The sequence below is a fragment of the Thermosyntropha tengcongensis genome, from assembly GCF_055381335.1.
The window spans coordinates 284,818-303,385 of the sequence record NZ_AP042437.1; the positions used below are offsets into that span (position 1 = coordinate 284,818).

Here is an 18,568-nt window from a genome sequence, read left to right on the forward strand (position 1 = left end):
TCCTGCATATTGTTGAGGAATATTTTGTTTAAGGAGGAAAAAACGATCTATGGCTATTTCCTGGCAGGAGATAATTTTTTCTTTTCTGGGCGGGTTGGGGCTGCTGTTATTCGGCCTCAAGTTTATGTCGGACGGGCTGCAGTCGGTAGCCGGCAACCGGATGCGGACTATCCTGGAACATGGAACTAAAAGTCCGATACGCGGTGTTTTTACCGGCATACTGGTTACCGGACTTATCCAGAGCAGCAGCGCCACTACGGTTCTAACTGTAGGGCTGGTTAATGCCGAGCTTTTAACTTTGAGACAGGCTATTGGCGTAATTATGGGTGCCAATATAGGTACTACCGTTACCGCTTATCTTATCGGGTTTAACCTTAAGGATTATGCTTATCCCATAATCGGCATAGGGGTATTTTTGTATTTGCTTTCCAAAAATAAAAAGCTGCAGCTCATAGGACAGGCATTATTTGGCTTTGGACTTCTTTTTGCAGGCTTGACGATTATGGGGCATGGAATGAAAGAGCTTAAAGACCTGCCGTTTTTCATAAAGCTGATGACAGATATAGGCAACAATGCCCTTCTGGGAGTGCTGGTGGGAACAGGGTTTACAGCTATTGTACAGAGCAGCAGCGCCACTATCGGGGTTTTGCAGGAGTTGGCCTATCAGGGGGCAGTGACTTACAGGCAGGCAGTTCCCATCCTGTTTGGAGATAATATTGGAACTACCGTTACGGCTATTTTGGCCGCGATTGGGGCCAGTGTGGCAGCTAGGCGGACAGCTCTTACCCATTTCCTTTTCAATGTGGTGGGAACGATTATTTTTCTGCCTCTGTTCATTATGGGCGTTTTTGAAAAGATGGTGGTGTGGGTTACCAATTCATTTTTTACCCTTATTCCTGGCTTTGCCGGCACCTGGGATACGATAGGGGTAAAGCTGCAGATTGCGCAGACCCATGCGGTTTTCAATATAAGCAATACCTTGATTCATCTGCCGCTGGTAGGGGTTTTGGCCTGGATAGTAACTAAACTGGTGCCTGAAGAAAAAGCGGAAAAAGAAGTTATTGAATTTAAACCTAAATATATTGATAAAAGGTTCCTTAATAACCCAGCAGTGGCTCTGGCCCAGGCTAACCGGGAAACCCTGCGCATGGGAAATCTGGCGGTAGAGGCGTTTAATAATGCCATAGAATATTTTAATACCCGGGATATGCAGCTTTATCAAAAAGGGATGTCCCTGGAAGAAGTTATTGATAACCTGGAGCGGGAAATAACCGACTATGTGGTTTTGGCCTCTGAAAAAAGGCTTTCCCCTGAAGATTCTAACCGGGCTTATGTGATACTGCAGTCTTTAAATGATATTGAAAGGATTGCTGACCACAGTGAAAATATAATAGAACAGGCAGATTATGCTACCAAGTATAATGTCAATTTTTCCGGGGAAGCCCAGAAAGAACTGGCCAATATTATTGATATGACCAAGGAGACTTTGCGTTTGGCTTTCAGGGCTCTGGAAAAAGAAGACAAGGATCTGGCGCGCAAGGTTATGCAGAATGAGCGCATGGTAGAAAAACTGCAGGCTGAGTACCGCAAAAACCATATCCGAAGGCTTAATGAGAGGATTTGCAACGGCAATAACGGGGCAGTATTCCTGGATCTCTTGAGCAATATAAAGCGGATTAACGAACACTGCCGCAATATTGCAGGTTATGTTCTGGATAATGCTTAATTAAAGATGAATTTTATAAACAGGCAGCACATCGAAAATGATGTGCTGTATTTTTATAATCTGAGATGTATAAATTTTTTGTATGGCTTAAATGGCAGAAATTTATTATCATTTTTTGTAATATGATCTAATTAAGAATTACTAGCTTTTTTATTTGATACTGGCAGGTGTAAAAAATGCTTGAAAAACCGCGCTTTTACCGGGTAGTGATTATAAGCAACCTTCTGGTATTTGGGATAATATGCTTTTTATCTTACAAGGGCTTTAAGAATGTGGAAAAGATACTGTATGCAGAAGATATGGCCCGCCGGGAGATGACTGAAAACGCTGTTTATCATGCAGTGAAAAATGTTGAGGATACCTCGCGGGTCATTGACGCTTATTTTTCAGAACAGATGATGAGATTTTCAGAGCGTCTGGCAGCTGAATACGAAAAAAACCCCGATGTCATGTCCTGGAATCTTGATGAGCTGAAAAAAGAGGGGGGAGATTTTGATATTTATATAATTGATGAAAATCTGGTGGTAGTCAGGACTACCTTCCCGCCTGATAAGGGGCTTGATTTCAAGAGGTTCAAAAATTTCCGGGCTTTGCTTGAGGAAAGGCTTCAGGGAGATAGTTTTGTTACCGATTTTATAGAGCCTTCTTATAAGACAGGAAGGCTTATGAAATACAGCTATATGCCGTCTCCCGACCACCGCTACATATTTGAACTGAGTATTGATGTGGGGAAAAAATTCCCCGGGCTTAACATACTTGATTTTAAAACGGTGGTAGAAGGCCTTTTGAAAAAACATCCGGAAGTCAGGGATATAAATATTTATAAGTTCAACCGGGAAGGCAAACCGGTAATGGAGATAAGCCAGAACCGGAGAAGCAAAGGTTTTGTTATCCCTCCGGAGAATATGAAAGCAGTAACGGATGCCGTTTTGTATAATGAGCTGCGGGAGGTAAAAGACCAAAAGAGCATTCTTACCTACCGCTATATACCTTATAATACTTATCTGGCAAGCGGGGAAATAGACAGCTGGAATTCTTATCTCATTGAAATAATTTATGATGATAAAAGCCTTGTTAAGAAAATAAAAAAGCAGAGAGCACTTCTTTTTTCCAACCTGTTTTTGATAACGCTTGTCTTTTCTGTGCTGGTTTTTATACTGGCCTATTATCTTGGCAGGCTGGAAAAAGTGCGCCATCACCTGGCCACAGTGATTGAAAGGACCAGTGAAGGCTACTGCATGATAGACCTTGCTTACCATATAAAAGAGGTGAATACGGCTCTTTGCCGGATGCTTGGTTATGAAAGGGATGAGCTTTTAGATTACAACATAAGAGCCCTTTTACAGGATGAAGGTTTAAATTACGATTATTTCCTCAAGGGAAGCGACAACAACCTCCACTACACGCATGAGGCGGTTTTGCCGGCCAAAAACGGGGAAAAGGTAAATGTGCTGGTAAAGGCTACTCTGGTAAGGAATGAAAAAGGAAAGCCTCTTTATGCGTTTGCTTTTATTTCAGATATAACAGAACGCAAGCGGATGGAAGAAAGGTTAAAATTTATGAGCCTGCATGATGGGCTGACCGGCCTCTATAACCGAACCTTTTTTGAACAGAATATGAATTCTGTAACTCATGGGCATTATCCGCTGGGAATAATAGTTTGTGATGTGGATGGCCTTAAAATTATTAATGACACTTTAGGCCACAAGAAAGGGGATGAGCTGCTTCAAGCAGCTGCTGAAGCCATAAAGAGGGCCTGCGGGCAAAGAGACAATATAGTAATATCCCGCATCGGGGGAGATGAATTTGCACTGCTTGCCTTTAAGGTTTCCCGCGAAGAACTGGTGGAAATAGCAGGCAGGATTAAGATGGAAGCTGATGTTTATAACCGGCATTCTGAAGATCTGGTTTTAAGCGTTTCCACAGGTATGGCCTGGGAAGACAGGCCGGGTAAGAAGGTGGAAGATATTTTTAAAGAGGCGGACAATAATATGTACCGGGAAAAGCTTTACCAGCGGCAGAGTGTGCGCAGTGCCATTATCAGCACATTGAAGAAAGCCATGGAAGAGAGGGATTTGGTTACTGAAGGCCATTCAGAAAGGCTGCAGGAGCTGGCAGCTGATTTCGCGCGCTACCTTGGGCTGCCGGAAGAAAAGGTAAATGAGATACGGCTTCTGGCCCAGTTTCATGATATAGGAAAGGTAGGGATTCCTGACCGCATCCTTTTTAAGCAGGGGGATTTGACTCCGGAGGAAAAATGGGAAATGGAGAGGCACTGTGAAATAGGATACCGTATAGCCAGCGCTTCTCCTGACCTTTTGCCGGTTGCAGACTTTATTCTAAAACATCATGAATGGTGGGATGGCAAAGGGTATCCGTTAGGCTTGAAAGGGGAGGAGATACCCCTGGAGTGCAGGATACTTGCGATATGTGATGCCTATGACGCTATGACCAGCAGCCGTCCCTACAGGGAAGGGATGACGAAAGAGAAGGCTCTTGAGGTTATAGAAAAAGAAGCCGGGAAGCAGTTTGATCCGGAGCTGGTAAAAAGATTCAGGGAGTATTTGATGAAAAGAAAAGCTGGCTAGTATCGGAGCCAGCCTTATGTTTTTACAGGGAAAAACTTAAAAAACATGGCCGGGGAAAGTTCTTTTTTTGGCTTATAAAAAGTGCTATGTTTATTATAATAATATGGTTGGAAAACTGGAGGTATTTTTATGCTGGAAAATATATATGCCCGCCTGCGGGGCAGGAAAGCGGAAATATTGGGGCATGAGGAGATGTTTAAATCAGCTGTTTTGCTTCCGCTTTTGTATGATGCTAATGGGGAGCTGGGGATTCTTTTTGAAAAAAGGGCTTTTGCGCTTAACCACCAGCCGGGAGAGATATCGTTTCCCGGAGGGAGGATAGAAGAAAGCGATACAAGCCCTGAAAAAGCAGCAGTGAGGGAAACCTGTGAAGAGCTGGGCCTTAAGCTAGATGATATAGAGGTTATTTGCCCTCTTGATATAATGGTGAGCCCGTTTAATGTTATCGTATATCCTTACTGTGCATTTATAAGGGATAGTAAAAATATAAAGCCTAATCCTGATGAGGTGGAAGAGATTTTTACAGTTCCTTTAAGCTATCTTTTAAATTATAAGCCGTTAAGGAGCCGTATAGAGCTTAATCCTTGCCTGCCTGACGATTACCCAGCTGAGCTTATTCCCAACGGCAAGAAATATGCTTTTAAGAAAGGAAGCCTTCCCCAGCTTTTTTACATATGGAATGACCATGTCATATGGGGGATGACTGCCCGCATACTGTATAATTTTTTGCATTTGATCAAAAAATGATAAAAGTTTAAAAAGGCATGAGGAGGGAGTATTGATGGACCTGGAGAACATAACCCTTCTTAGCCGCCAGGCTCTGGAAGAACTATGGCAGCAAGCAGGTTTAAAACCGGGACATATTCTGGTGGTGGGCTGCAGCACGAGTGAGATAAAAGGGGAAAGGATAGGAAAAGCTTCCAGTCTGGAAGTGGCGGAGGCAGTTTTTGATGGAATTTATCCTTTTTTAAAAGAAAAAGGGATTTATCTAGCAGCCCAGTGCTGTGAACATTTAAACCGGGCACTGGTAGTAGAAGAGGAATGTGCGGAAAAATATAACCTGGAAGTTGTAACTGTAGTTCCCCATCCTGATGCGGGCGGGAGCTTTGCTTCGGTTGCCTACCGGCGTTTTGAAAAACCGGTGGTGGTGGAAGCGATTAAAGCTCATGCCGGTATGGACATAGGGGATACTTTTATAGGCATGCACTTAAAAAGGGTAGCCGTTCCGGTAAGATCCAGCATAAAGGAAATAGGCATGGCTCATCTTACCATGGCCAGAACCCGTCCACCGCTTATAGGGGGAGAAAGGGCCAGATACTGTTTATAAGCCTGCCTGTTTTTTTATTGTGGGCATATCCTTCTTGATTCAGGCAAAAACTACATTTGTAAGAACATTAAATCAAGGAGGATGGCCAGGTGAAAGCGGAAGAAAAAGGTTTATCAACAGGCAGTCTGGTGATGCTGGCTCTGGGAACCGTAATAGGAGGATCTTTCTTTTTGGGGTCGGCTATTGCCATAAATGCAGCCGGGCCGGGAGTAATACTGGCTTTTTTACTGGGAGGGCTGCTTGTTTATGTTATCCTTTTTGCCCTGTCGGAAATGACGGTAGCTTACCCGGCCGCCGGGTCTTTCAGGACTTTTAGTGAACATGTATATGGGCCCATGGCAGGTTTTGTCGTGGGCTGGGTTTACTGGACGGGCCTGGTTCTGGCTATGTCCAGTGAAGCAATTGCTGTATCCGTATTTATAAGATCTTATGTTCCCTATTTATCTTTGCCTTTACTGGGCACTGCTGTCATTGTACTTGTAACCCTGGTAAATTTGCTGGGAGTAGATAAGCTTTCCAAGCTGGAGAGCAGTTTGGCGGCTGTAAAGGTGCTGGCTATTATAGGGTTTATTTTGCTGGCGGTCTGGATTGTAACCGGATGGGCTGGAAGGGCTCCTTTGGGCTTTGGCCAGCTGTTTGGAGAACCTTTTTTTGCTAATGGCATAAAAGGTATTGCCGGCAGTATGCTTATAGTGATGTTTACTTATGCCGGCTTTGAGATTGTGGGGCTGGCCGCTTCGGAAACCCATAATGCCAGGGAAAATGTGCCCAAAGCTATAGCCCTTACGGTTTTAAGCCTGGCTGGTTTATATATAGTTGCTGTCAGCCTTCTGGTTTTGCTGGTACCTACTTCTGTTTTAAGCGAAAAAACCAGCCCTCTGGTAACTGCGTTGAGCCGTAATGGACTGGGGTTTGTTTCTAACCTGATAAATATAGTATTGATAACGGCTATTCTTTCTACCATGCTGGCTGCTGTTTTTGGCATTGCCCGCATGTTAAGGTCGCTGGCTGATGAAGGGCATGCTCCGTCCTGGCTGAAGGATAAGGGGGATATTCCCTACCGGGGGATTATTTTTTCAGGGGGAGCCATGCTGTTAGGTTTGGCCATGGGATTTATTCTGCCCCAGAAGATTTATTTGTTTCTGGTAAGCTCAGGGGGGTTTGCTTTCCTGTTTGTCTATTTTGCTATTGTGGCTACCCATTTCAAGTTTCGGAAAGTTTACGGCTGTCCTCCGGAGGGCAGGTGCCAGCTGCCGGGCTATCCTTATACCAGCCTGGCTGCTGTTGTTTTGCTTATAGGGATTATGGCCAGCATGCCCTTTATAAAAGGGCAGGGGTCAGGATTAGTTGCAGGGCTTACTCTGGTTCTTCTGTATGCGATAATTTACCTGGTTAAGAAATATGTAGAGAGTAAAAAAGATATTGCCGGTATCCTGATACAGGAGTTAAACTATTTTAAACTGGGAACAGTTATGGAAGCAGGAAGAGAAATCTCTTTTTCCTCTAAATGCCCTTCCTGTGACGATAAAGGAACGGATGCGAATAAAGAAAAATGAATTTGTATGCATGTATACTTTGTAAAAAATATACGAAAAAAGATATTTTGTAATATAATAAAAAAATATATAATACTCTAGCGAGGGGAGAAATTAAGGTATGTCCACGAAAATCAGCATTGAAAAGACTAATATGCCAAAACCGAAGCCGGATATGAATAAGCTGGGGTTTGGCAATTATTTTACTGATCATATGTTTATAATGGATTATACCGAAGGCAAGGGCTGGCATGATCCCAGAATAGTACCTTATCAGAACTTGAGTTTGGATCCGGCTACCATGGTATTTCACTATGGACAGGCTATTTTTGAGGGTTTAAAGGCTTACAAGGCAGTAGATGGCAGGATTTTGCTTTTCAGGCCGGAACAGAATATGAGAAGGATTAACATTTCCAATGAGAGGATGTGTATCCCAAAAATTGATGAGGAATTTGCGGTAGAAGCAGTCAAGGAACTGGTAAAGGTTGATAAGGACTGGATACCGGAGGCGGAAGGAACTTCACTTTACATAAGGCCTTTTATTATTGCTACTGACCCTTATCTGGGAGTAAGGCCTTCCCATACCTATCAGTTTATTATAATTTTATCCCCGGTAGGGGCTTATTATCCTGAAGGAATAAATCCGGTCAAGATTTATGTGGAGAGCAATTATGTGCGTGCAGTACGGGGGGGGACCGGCTATGCCAAAACCCCGGGCAATTATGCGGCCAGCCTGAAGGCTCAGGTGGAAGCGCATGAAAAAGGATATACCCAGGTATTATGGCTGGATGGTATTGAAAGAAAGTATGTAGAAGAAGTAGGCACCATGAATGTCTTCTTTAAAATAGGCGGCAAAGTAGTTACTCCAGCTCTGCAGGGAAGCATTTTGCCGGGAATAACCCGCGATTCTACCATTCAGCTTTTAAGGAGCTGGGGGATAGAAGTGGAAGAAAGAAGCATAAGTATTGAAGAAGTATATGAAGCTCACAGCCGGGGGATTCTGGAAGAGGTATTTGGCACAGGAACGGCAGCTGTAATATCACCGGTGGGAGAACTTAACTGGAATGGGAATATAATAACTATAAATGAAGGTAAAACAGGTGAACTGTCAGCCAGGATTTATGAAACTATAACCGGCATACAATATGGAAAAATAGAAGATAAATTTGGCTGGATTCAGGAAGTAAAATAAAAGGCTCAGGCTTTAAGCCTGAGTTTTTTAGCGAAAAAAGGGAGATATTTTTTGGCTGCCTTGACAAATTATGAGCTTATACTACAAAATATAAATTAGTTACAATTGAATAAGAAGAATAGAGGCGCGGCATTTAAGAGTACTTGAGTCGAGGTAAGCACGATGAAGCTTAAGGAAAGGAAATGCTGCCGAAGTCTAAAGCTGATGCTTTAAGGCTTTAGGCTGGGGCTGCACAGAATATGTGCAGCACTGTCACAAATAGTAACTATTTGTGGAGAGCTATTCTTAAGTTATAAGAGTAACTGTACTTTTATACCTTGAGAAAAACTCCTCAAGGTTTTTTTATGCCTAACTATATTTTGGATACTGGATTATATAAAAACATGAGGGAGAGGATGTAATTGAAAAAGCGAGGTATTGGCCAACTTTTTTGGCTCTCTTTGCTGCTGGCGGTTATTTTTAATTTAGGACATGCTTCTCTGGTTATGGCAGCGGGAGTAGAGGTAGCTCCGGAAGTAGCAGCCATGGTGGAAAAGTATGGGGCCTTTACTCTTTTGCCACCCCTTCTGGCGATAGTTTTGGCCTTTATAACTAAAAATGTTGTTTTTTCATTGTTTTTAGGAGTTTTGTCCGGAACTTTCATGCTGGAGCTTAATGGCGGAAATGTTTTGGCAGCTCTGGGAAAAGGTTTTTTGCTCCTTATCGGAAAAGCTTTGGCTTCCCTGGCTGATCCCTGGGATGCCGGCATTATTCTGCAGGTTATGGCTATTGGAGGAGTAATTGCCCTTATAACCAGGATGGGAGGAGCCAGAGCCATAGCCGAGGCTTTAGCCAGGAAGGCTAAAGGGCCGCGAAGTGCCCAGATTGTAACCTGGCTTATGGGTTTAATCATATTTTTTGACGATTATGCCAATTCTTTGATAGTAGGGCCTATTATGCGCCCGGTTAGTGATGCCTTGAGAATATCCCGGGAAAAGCTGGCTTTCATTATAGATGCTACGGCGGCACCTATAGCAGGGATTGCCCTTATATCGACCTGGGTTGGTTATGAGATCGGAGTTATCAAGGATGCTTTTGATTCCGTAGGCATGGCTGTTAATGCTTATGCTGTATTTGTACAGACTATTCCGTACAGGTTTTATAATATCCTGCTTTTGGCTTTTATAGTTTTTAATGCCTTGATGTTAAGGGATTTCGGGCCTATGCTTAAGGCAGAAAGAAGAGCCCGGGAAACAGGAAAAGTTATGGCTGACAATGCCAAGCCTATGATTTCTGTAGAAACAACTGCCCTGGAACCTGCGCCAGGAGCCAGGCTTAATATATGGAATGCGCTTATTCCGCTTCTGGTACTTATTTTGGGAGCAATAGGCGGCTTTTACTACAATGGATATAATGCCATTATGGGGGGAGAAGACAAGGCCTTGATAGAGCTTTTAAATAATGCTCCCTTATCCTTCAGGGCTATTCAGGAGGCTTTTGGCAGTGCGGATGCCAGTGTAGTTCTTTTCCAGGCGGCTATACTGGCGGGAATTGTTGCTATAATCATGGGCATATGGCAGAGGATATTTTCTTTAAGTGAAGCTATAGATACCTGGGTACAGGGAATAAAATCCATGGTTATAACCGGGGTGATTTTGCTTCTGGCCTGGTCCATAAGCAGTGTAATAAAAGATCTGGGAACTGCTTACTGGCTTACCAATGCCCTTAGAGGCTCTATACCAGCCTTTTTGCTGCCGACCATGATTTTTGTTCTGGGTTCGATAATATCTTTTGCTACCGGTACCTCTTATGGCACGATGGGGATATTGATGCCCCTCGCGGTTCCTCTGGCTTTTGCTATTTCACCTGATATGGGATATATGCTGGTATGTACATCAGCTGTTTTAACTGGAGCCATATTTGGAGATCACTGTTCACCTATCTCGGATACGACGATTCTTTCCTCTATGGGAGCAGCGTGTGACCACATTGATCACGTAAATACCCAGCTCTGGTATGCGATAGCAGTAGCTTTAGTTACCATATTCTTCGGCTATCTGCCGATAGGTTTGGGATTGTCTATATGGATTGTCTTGCCGGTTTCCATTGCTGTTATAGCCCTGATGATAAGATTGGTGGGCGAGCCGGTAGAGGTGGCAAAATAGATAAGATAAAAAATCCTGTCTGGATAAAACCAGACAGGATTTTTTTACGGTTTCTTAAGATGAAATAACCGGAATAGTGAGTTTTTCTTCGGCCAGAGCAGGTTCTGCCAGCACCCTTATATATTCCACATTAGGATCGGAAGTACCCTGCAGCTCGCAGTTTTCGTTCTTGAGTACCTTGAGGTATTCCACAATGTCTCTGGTTATGCGTTCACCCATGCATACTACCGGAATTCCAGGCGGGTAAGCCATGATATTTTCCCCGGCAATTTCGCCTGCGGCATCTTCCAGCCTTATAACTTTTTTGGGGCTGTAAAAGGCCTCCCGCGGAGATACTACCATTTCCGGATGATAAGGAATCCGGGTCGAATTTTTAAGGCCCTTGCGGCTGCACTTATGCGCAATTTTGGTAAGCGCTTTTACAAGTGCTTTTAGATCTTCTTCTCTGTCTGCGATGCTCATTATAGCCAGTATATTATAGAGGTCGGCCAGTTCAATCTGGATATTATATTCACGGCGCAGCTTGGTTTCCATCTGGTAGCCGGTATAGCCTAACGCGGCTATATTTATTCCCAGTTTAGTTTCGTCAAAATCAAAACATCCGGGAGTTCCTTTCAGTTCCTTGCCGAAAGCGTATATTCCCTCTATGCGGTTAAGCTGATGCCTGGTTTCCCTGGCCAGTTCCAGGGTGCGGCTTAAAAGTTCCCTGCCTCTGGTTGCCAGCTGTTTGCGGGCTACATCCAGCGAACACATCAAAAGATAAGAGCCGCTTGATGTATAGGTCAGGTTCAGCACCTGCCTTACGGTTGACGGCATTATAGTTTTGCTGTTCAGCAGCAAGACTGAACTCTGGGTCATGGAACCGGCTGTTTTGTGCATGGAGGCAGCGCTCATGTCTGCACCTGCTTCCATGGCGGTAAGAGGAAAATCATCATGAAAATACATATGGGCTCCATGGGCTTCGTCTACCAGAACTGCCATGCCGTAAGCATGAGCGATATTTACTATGCTTTTCAGGTCAGATACCGCTCCATAATAGGTAGGGTTGATTACAAATACGGCTTTGGCGTCCGGATGTTCTTTTATGGCCGCTTTAACCTTTTCTGCACTTACCCCCATGGCTATTCCCAGCTCGGTGTTTATTTCCGGCTGGATATATACCGGTACAGCGCCGCTTAATATTATTCCCCCGATGACTGACTTATGAGCATTGCGAGGTATTATTATCTTATCCCCGGGGGAACATACGCTCATAATCATGGCCTGTACGCCGGAGGTAGTTCCGTTTACCAGAAAATAGGCATATTCGGCTCCAAAGGCTTCTGCACAGAGCTTTTCGGCTTCGGCGATTACCCCGGTAGGATTATTGATGTAATCCAGGTCTTCCATCCCGTTGGCATCCATTTGCAAAGCCCGGTAACCTATATATTCAGCCAGCTCCGGCAGCCCCCTTCCCTGTTTGTGGCCGGGGACGTGGAACTGGATAACTTTGTCTTCCACATATTTTTTTACTGCATCAAAAAGCGGTGTCCTGTTTTGGTCTAGTCTGAACACTTCCCCTTGCTCCTTTCTTAAGTTACCGAAAACATATTATAGCAGAAAATAATTATTTTCTGTAGATAATTTATGAAAAAAAATAAAATTTTTTGCTATTAATGTTTTACGGCGGTTTATAAGGCCTAAGAAGGGAATAATGCGGCTTACTTGAGGCAGAATATAGAAAGAAGCCTATTCATGCATTGAGGTGAGGGATATTAAATTTGTCTACTTTGACTATGGCGGAAGCCATTCTTCAGTCCTGGCAGCCAATATTCATGCCGGCAATCTGAAAGCGGAAAAAATACCTTCTTCAGATGAACTCATGAAACTGCCTTTTTTTGACAAAACTACCCCGGATGATTTTGGAAAGCTTTATTTTATTGGCAGGGATGAAAAGGGGAATGATATCTACATACTGGGGAGCCAGAATTCAAATTTTGAGCCGGTTTTGAGGAATCTGGCCGCTCTTTTGGAGCTGGATAAAGATTTTGTTTTTGTGTGTACCATGCCTTATGTAAATCCTGTTTTGCGCATAGGGGGCTTTTTGTCCCGCAGGTTATCGATGCCGCTTGTGGGAAGGCCTCTGGTGCTGTTAGGTGCCAGGTGGGCTTTTCCTTATCTGGCAGGTTTGGTAGAAAAAACCAGAATAAATATGCTTTAAGGAGGAAGTATGATTTATCTTTTTACTGGCCGTAGAGGGAGTTTGTCACCTTTACTGGCTGCCTGTATTTATTTGCAAAAAGATATAGATGAATATATAACGGCAGAAAATATTTGTTATGGTCAGGAAGGATTTCCAAATTTTATAGGCTTTGATGAAAAAGGAAACCGGGTGTATGTTATGGAAGCCAGAAATTATCAGCTGTTACCTGTTATATGCAGGGAACTGGAAAAAGTTGCGGGAAGGGATGAAGAAACGGTAAAAGTGGTTCCGGTAGAGATAAAAGGGGAAAAAATGATGGGGTTTATATACAGGATAGGAAGGAAAACAGGCTTTTCTGGTTTTTGCCGTTTTTTACTTAAAAAGTGGGCAGGAGGGAAAGAAGAAGAGGTAAAGGGGCAGATTTGAAAATAGAGCAGCATGATGGATGTTATTGATTGAATTGCCTGGTATTTTTTCCATATAATAAAAAGGTAAAATATGAGGAGGTGTATCGGTTTTGCAGGCACTGGTTATATATGCTCATCCTAACCCGCTAAGTTTTAATGCGGCCATTGCAGCGGCAGTCAAGGAAGAACTTCAGAAAAAAGGGGTGGAAGTAAAGGTAAAAGACCTGTATGCCATGAATTTTAATCCGGTGCTTTCCCGGGAAGATTTTGAAGGTTTCCATACCGGGAATATTCCTGCTGATGTAAAAAAGGAACAGCAAGATGTAAAAAACGCTGATGTTATAATCCTGGTAGCTCCCATCTGGTGGTATTCAGTGCCGGCTATTATGCGCGGCTATATGGATCGGGTTTTCAGTATAGGGTTTGCTTATGAATATACTGAAAATGGCCCCCGGGGATTGCTGACAGGCAAGAAAGGGCTGGTTATTACGACAGCAGGTGCGGATGAAAATACCGCTAAGGCCACCGGGCTTGACAAGGTTATAGATTGGGGGATAGCAGAGGCTCTGTTTGGGTTCTGCGGTTTTTCAGAGTACAGGAGCAAGATTTTCTATGCGGTACCTACGGTGAGTGATGAAGAACGCAAAAATATGTTGAGTGAAGTAAGAAAGCTTATTCAGGAGTTTGTGTAAAAAATTAAGGATAGAAATTTTTACTCCGGTCCGGGGAACAAAGGCCGGAGTATTTTTTATTTCTGAAGTGGAATGTATAAAGTAACATTTTTCAGATTATTTGCTTATCATAAAATGTCAGAACCTATATTTACGGGAGTATAAAAGGGAATAAAGGAGGCCTTTACAGGATGAGGCTTTCACAGCTTAAAAATGGTGAAAGCGGGATAATAAGGGAAGTTGGTTTGGATGGATTTATGAGAAGAAGGCTTTTGGATTTAGGATTTGTTCCCGGGACAGAGATTAAGTATGTGCGCAATGGCCCAGGGGGAAGCCCGATTATTTTTGAAGTGCGCGACACTTTGATTGCTTTGCGGGAAAAGGAGGCCAGCAGGATATTTATCAATAAATAGTGGGGCTGGAGGGTAAATATATGGATTTTGATTATCTGCTGCAGGTGAGGAAAAAGTTTGATGTTCACCTATCTTCACCAGGAGAAGCAGTGATAGCCCTGGCAGGCAATCCTAATACAGGAAAAAGCACTATATTTAATAGCTTAACCGGCTTAAGGCAGCATACAGGTAATTGGCCGGGGAAAACAGTTATAAGGGCACAGGGGGAGTATGTATTCGAAGGACGTATTTATAAGCTTATCGATTTGCCGGGTACGTATTCGCTTTTTGCCAGATCTGCTGATGAACTGGTAGCCCGTGACTTTATCTGTTTTGCCTGCCCTGATGCTACTGTGGTGGTTGCCGATGCGACTTCGCTGGAGAGGAATCTCAATCTGGTTTTGCAGATACTGGAGATAACGGATAAGGTTATAGTTTGTGTAAACTTGATTGATGAAGCGGAGAGAAAATCGGTGTATATAAATACAGAGCTTCTGGCAGAGGAACTGGGGGTACCGGTAGTGGCGACAGCTGCCAGAAAAGGTACGGGGTTAAAGGAGCTCAAGTTATTGATAAGGGATATGGTAGAGGGCAAAATAAAGACTTCTCCCCGGATAGTAAAGTATGATGAGGAACTGGAAGCTTTGATAGATAGAATAAAAAGCGAGATAAGCAGTTTGCCGGTAAGTAAGTTTATAAACCCGCGCTGGATCGCCCTGCGCATTCTGGACGGGGATAAAAGCCTCTGGGAAGGAATGCAGAGGTACTGGGAAGGAGAAAGTGGGGCTATAGATCTATGAACAACACGTTTTTTGATTTTGATAAATGGACCAGTGAAGAAAAAATGGATGGAAAGTCAGGAGAATACAGCGAAATTATTTTAGCCACTATTTATCGCCAGGCAGAAGAAATAGCCCGCAGGGTAGTAATAAAAGGTGAGAGAAAACGAAATATAGATATGGTTATTGATGATATAGTAACTTCCCGGTATTTAGGCATTCCCATCATGATCCTCCTGCTGGCATTTATATTTTTCATAACCATAAAAGGAGCCAATTATCCTTCTTCGCTGCTAGCTTCTTTTTTTGCCTTTTTGGAGGATAAGATTGCCTGGCTTTTGATACAGGCGGGGTGTCCTGATTCTGTCTACGGATTCCTGGTTCTGGGGGTTTACCGCTGTACTGCCTGGGTAGTTGCAGTAATGCTGCCGCCAATGGCTATTTTTTTCCCTTTATTTACCCTGCTGGAAGATGCAGGATATTTGCCGCGGGTAGCTTTTAATCTGGATAATATATTCCACCGGGTAGGGACCTGCGGAAAACAGGCGCTCACTATGTGTATGGGGTTTGGCTGCAATGCGGCCGGGGTAACTTCATGCCGTATCATAGATTCTCCGCGGGAACGCATGATAGCCATAATTACCAACAGCTTTGTTCCCTGTAATGGCCGTTTTCCTTTGCTGATAGCCCTATCCCTCATTTTTATAGGGGGAGCTACTGCTTATAAAGGCATTTTGGCAGCTCTTTTTGTAGCCGGGTTGGTGCTAACAGGTATCATGATAACTTTTCTGGTATCTTTCCTTTTATCCAGGACTTTGCTTAGAGGGATCCCCTCCAGTTTTGCCCTGGAACTTCCCCCTTACCGCAAGCCTTTCTGGGGGCAGGTTATAGTAAGGTCTATATTTGATCGCACCGTATTTATATTGATGAGGGCAGTGACTGTTTCTGCCCCTGCTGGTGCCATAATTTGGCTTTTAGCCAATATCAAGGCAGGGGATACAAGCATGTTTGGCTATATTACAGGTTTTCTTGATCCGATCGCCAAAGTTATAGGTTTGGATGGAGTTATTTTAACTGCTTTTATTTTAGGGCTGCCGGCCAATGAATTGGTTCTGCCTCTGATACTTATGGGGTATACATCAGGGGTAAGCATGGTTGAGGTAGGAGGCCTGGATGCTTTAAAGGAAATGCTGGTTGTTCAGCACGGCTGGACTGTTTGGACAGCGGTCTGTGTAATGCTTTTTTCCCTTCTGCACTATCCGTGTGCCACCACTTTGCTGACGGTGAAGAAGGAGGCGGGAAGCTGGAAATGGGTTTTGCTGGCTTTTATAATCCCTCTTCTGGTCGCGACAGGTGTTTGCTTTATAGTGGCACAGTCGGCAAGGCTGGTGGGGTTTTAAAATGCGGTTAAACATTAAATAATGTTTAACCGCGCTAAATTTTCCTGAGGCACATAACGGCTTATACAGATGGTGTCCTCTTCCAGATAGGCTATTTCCGGATAATCTTTGGGGACATAGTCGCCGGGGGAGCGTGAAAATTTATCGGCGATGCGGATTTGTCCGGGAGCCATTTGCAGAGCGAAAATGATGCTGTTTTTATCCCCGTAAAAGCCAGCATGCACTATTCCTTCCAGTTTGCCCAGGATGATTATGTCGCGGGCGGCAATTATTTCCGCACTCTCATGCACATTTCCCCACACTATAACTGAGCCTTCGGAATGTATTTTTTGTCCGCTTCTTATGTTGCGGTATATTATTACATCCTGGCCGCCAGTTTTTTCCTGGAGGCTGGAGGTGTTGTTAAGCATCATTCCGTAATCCAGGCAGAGGCGCTGCAGCTTTATCAACTCTTCATGGGAAAGAAAGTTCAGGCCTTCCCCGCGAAAGATTACCTTGGAACCGGCAAACAGACGGGGATTGGCGGAAAATTTCTGGGTCAAGAAATTAAAATAATCTTCGAATTTACCTTTTTCAAAGTTGAAAACCAGATTGCCGTTAATTCCTTTTATGCTAACCATATACTGTCTTTTACCTGCCTTTTAAAGGAATATTTATGTCCAGGGCAGACTGTCTGCCTTCGTGTACGATGGTTACTTCAGGAGTACCGTCTATTTCCACATGTTTGGCTATTACCTGTATTATTTCTTCCTTGAGCACTTCAATAAGATGGGTAGAAGTTCCGGTTCGGTCATGAGCCAGGACTATACGGAGCCTTTCATTGGCCTGCGCGCGGCTGGAGTTGTTTTCCCGGGAGTAAATTTTTTTAAGGAAGTCTATCATGGGCAGTTCCTCCTTTATTTACCTTGAAAAAATAGTCTTTATTTTATTCCAGAAGGAAGCGTTTTCGGTAAAATCAGGAATTTCTACCTTTTCTCCAGCTATGCGGCGGGCTATGTTGTTAAAGGCAGCAGCGGCAGCTGACTTTTCGTTTAATATAATAGGTTCCCCTTTATTGGTAGAGATGACTACATTTTTATCCTCCGGCACTACGCCTAAAAGTTCGATGCATAAGTGTTCCAGGAGGTCTTCAATACTGAGCATGTTGCCTGCCTTTACCATATCCATGCGCAGACGGTTTATGATAAGTTTAATATCTTTAAACTGGGCAGATTCCAGCATCCCTATTATGCGGTCAGCATCCCTTACTGCCGATACTTCGGGGTTGGTAACTACTATAGCCTTATCCGCAGCCGCGATGGCATTGCGGAATCCCTGTTCGATACCAGCGGGACAATCTATAAAGATAAAATCAAAATCTTTTCTCATTTCATTACACAAGGCTTTTACCTGTTCTGGCGTTATATCATCTTTATTGCGGGTTTGTGCAGCTGGCAGCATGTAAAGGTGGTTGAAACGCTTGTCTTTTACCAGAGCCTGTTTTAAGGTGCATTCTCCTTCAATAACCTGAACTATGTCATATATAACCCGATTTTCCAGTCCCAGAATGAGGTCAAGTTTTTTAAGGCCGATATCAAGGTCCATAACTGCTACTTTGTATCCCATGCGAGCAAGGGCGCAGCTTACATTGGCAACGGTAGTAGTTTTGCCTACTCCACCTTTGCCTGAAGTTACTACTATAACTTGACTTCCGGCATTTTCGTTATTCATAGCAAATGGCCCTCCCTGAGTGTTTGTGCTTTAAATGATTAAGTTTCTACACTTATTAATTTTAAATGATATTTACCTCAGAATAAACTGCTATTTATGGAAAATGGATGTACAAAATCCTTCTGGATCAAAAAAGGCAGAAAACAAACATGAGCCCTTTTAAGGGCTCATGTGGAGAGGGAATGTGATGGAATTTATGTTTATACTTGGGGGGTGAAGGTACTTTTATTATTACATGATTACATGTGAAAGACAATTTTGCAATACTTTTTACAATAATCTAAATATTACAAATAATTATCTGAAGATATTAAGCAAATTTATGAGCAGCTGGGTAAAACTTTTCCCGGTTTTCTTTTGGGAAGAACCGAGAATAGATTTTTGAGCAAAGGCTTCATCGATCCCTTTTACGATTTCATCGACAGCGAGGGCAAAATGCTTGTCTCTTTCTCTCATGCTATCTGCCTCCTTTTTTAACCATATAGAATGATAAACCGGAAATTGAAATCTGGCTA

18 protein-coding genes and 1 riboswitch are annotated in these 18,568 nt (G+C 43.4%); of the genes, 13 read left to right on the forward strand and 5 right to left on the reverse strand.

Features of this window, described 5'->3' with window-relative positions; genetic code table 11:
- Positions 1-49 precede the first annotated feature (49 nt).
- From ACZ42E_RS01370 to ACZ42E_RS01400, 7 genes are all read left to right on the forward strand, one after another.
- Positions 50-1,726 (forward strand): Na/Pi cotransporter family protein, encoded by a 1,677-nt coding sequence (locus ACZ42E_RS01370; RefSeq protein WP_464892676.1) that lies wholly within the window; start codon positions 50-52, stop codon positions 1,724-1,726.
- A 176-nt stretch (positions 1,727-1,902) separates the two neighbouring features.
- Positions 1,903-4,314, forward strand: coding sequence for an HD domain-containing phosphohydrolase (locus ACZ42E_RS01375; protein ID WP_464892677.1), 2,412 nt, complete (start codon positions 1,903-1,905; stop codon positions 4,312-4,314).
- Between the two features lie 129 nt (positions 4,315-4,443).
- A complete protein-coding gene (locus ACZ42E_RS01380; RefSeq protein ID WP_464892678.1) occupies positions 4,444-5,061 on the forward strand; it encodes an NUDIX hydrolase in 618 nt (205 codons plus the stop codon).
- Between the two features lie 34 nt (positions 5,062-5,095).
- Positions 5,096-5,641 (forward strand): TIGR01440 family protein, encoded by a 546-nt coding sequence (locus ACZ42E_RS01385; RefSeq protein WP_464892679.1) that lies wholly within the window; start codon positions 5,096-5,098, stop codon positions 5,639-5,641.
- An 89-nt stretch (positions 5,642-5,730) separates the two neighbouring features.
- On the forward strand, positions 5,731-7,197 hold the full coding sequence (locus ACZ42E_RS01390) for an amino acid permease (protein WP_464892680.1): 1,467 nt from the start codon (positions 5,731-5,733) through the stop codon (positions 7,195-7,197).
- A 100-nt stretch (positions 7,198-7,297) separates the two neighbouring features.
- Positions 7,298-8,368, forward strand: a complete 1,071-nt coding sequence (locus tag ACZ42E_RS01395; RefSeq protein ID WP_464892681.1) for a branched-chain amino acid aminotransferase — start codon at positions 7,298-7,300, stop codon at positions 8,366-8,368.
- Between the two features lie 111 nt (positions 8,369-8,479).
- Positions 8,480-8,658, forward strand: a riboswitch (Lysine riboswitch).
- 195 nt (positions 8,659-8,853) lie between these two features.
- Positions 8,854-10,512, forward strand: coding sequence for a Na+/H+ antiporter NhaC family protein (locus tag ACZ42E_RS01400; protein ID WP_464893451.1), 1,659 nt, complete (start codon positions 8,854-8,856; stop codon positions 10,510-10,512).
- Between the two features lie 54 nt (positions 10,513-10,566).
- Here the strand turns inward: ACZ42E_RS01400 and ACZ42E_RS01405 are convergent, their stop codons facing one another.
- The gene (locus ACZ42E_RS01405) at positions 10,567-12,066 is read right to left on the reverse strand and encodes an aminotransferase class I/II-fold pyridoxal phosphate-dependent enzyme (RefSeq protein WP_464892682.1); all 1,500 of its coding nucleotides are present in this window, start codon (positions 12,064-12,066) and stop codon (positions 10,567-10,569) included.
- A 190-nt stretch (positions 12,067-12,256) separates the two neighbouring features.
- Between ACZ42E_RS01405 and ACZ42E_RS01410 the strand changes: the two genes are divergently transcribed.
- The 6 genes from ACZ42E_RS01410 to ACZ42E_RS01435 all read left to right on the forward strand — a co-directional run bounded on the left by ACZ42E_RS01410 (position 12,257) and on the right by ACZ42E_RS01435 (position 16,343).
- A complete protein-coding gene (locus tag ACZ42E_RS01410; protein ID WP_464892683.1) occupies positions 12,257-12,712 on the forward strand; it encodes a DUF3189 family protein in 456 nt (151 codons plus the stop codon).
- A gap of 9 nt (positions 12,713-12,721) precedes the next feature.
- Positions 12,722-13,120: a DUF3189 family protein gene (locus ACZ42E_RS01415; protein ID WP_464892684.1), complete on the forward strand. Its 399-nt coding sequence runs from the start codon at positions 12,722-12,724 to the stop codon at positions 13,118-13,120.
- Between the two features lie 91 nt (positions 13,121-13,211).
- Positions 13,212-13,793, forward strand: a complete 582-nt coding sequence (locus ACZ42E_RS01420) for an NAD(P)H-dependent oxidoreductase (protein ID WP_464892685.1) — start codon at positions 13,212-13,214, stop codon at positions 13,791-13,793.
- Positions 13,794-13,963: 170 nt separating this feature from the next.
- Complete coding sequence (locus tag ACZ42E_RS01425; RefSeq protein ID WP_464892686.1) at positions 13,964-14,185, forward strand: FeoA family protein; 222 nt, start codon at positions 13,964-13,966, stop codon at positions 14,183-14,185.
- Between the two features lie 20 nt (positions 14,186-14,205).
- A complete protein-coding gene (locus ACZ42E_RS01430) occupies positions 14,206-14,964 on the forward strand; it encodes a FeoB small GTPase domain-containing protein (protein ID WP_464892687.1) in 759 nt (252 codons plus the stop codon).
- A 44-nt stretch (positions 14,965-15,008) separates the two neighbouring features.
- Positions 15,009-16,343 carry a nucleoside recognition domain-containing protein gene (locus tag ACZ42E_RS01435; RefSeq protein WP_464893452.1) on the forward strand — a complete coding sequence of 445 codons (1,335 nt, stop codon included), beginning with the start codon at positions 15,009-15,011 and terminating at the stop codon, positions 16,341-16,343.
- A gap of 14 nt (positions 16,344-16,357) precedes the next feature.
- Here ACZ42E_RS01435 and ACZ42E_RS01440 read toward each other — a convergent pair whose 3' ends face one another.
- The 4 genes from ACZ42E_RS01440 to ACZ42E_RS01455 form a co-directional block, all read right to left on the reverse strand.
- On the reverse strand, positions 16,358-16,963 hold the full coding sequence (locus ACZ42E_RS01440; protein WP_464892688.1) for a septum site-determining protein MinC: 606 nt from the start codon (positions 16,961-16,963) through the stop codon (positions 16,358-16,360).
- A 10-nt stretch (positions 16,964-16,973) separates the two neighbouring features.
- Entirely contained in the window at positions 16,974-17,225 is a 252-nt protein-coding gene (minE, locus tag ACZ42E_RS01445; RefSeq protein WP_464892689.1) for a cell division topological specificity factor MinE, read from the reverse strand.
- 18 nt (positions 17,226-17,243) lie between these two features.
- Positions 17,244-18,053, reverse strand: coding sequence for a septum site-determining protein MinD (gene minD, locus ACZ42E_RS01450; protein ID WP_464892690.1), 810 nt, complete (start codon positions 18,051-18,053; stop codon positions 17,244-17,246).
- A 297-nt stretch (positions 18,054-18,350) separates the two neighbouring features.
- Entirely contained in the window at positions 18,351-18,509 is a 159-nt protein-coding gene (locus tag ACZ42E_RS01455) for a hypothetical protein (protein ID WP_464892691.1), read from the reverse strand.
- Positions 18,510-18,568 lie beyond the last annotated feature (59 nt).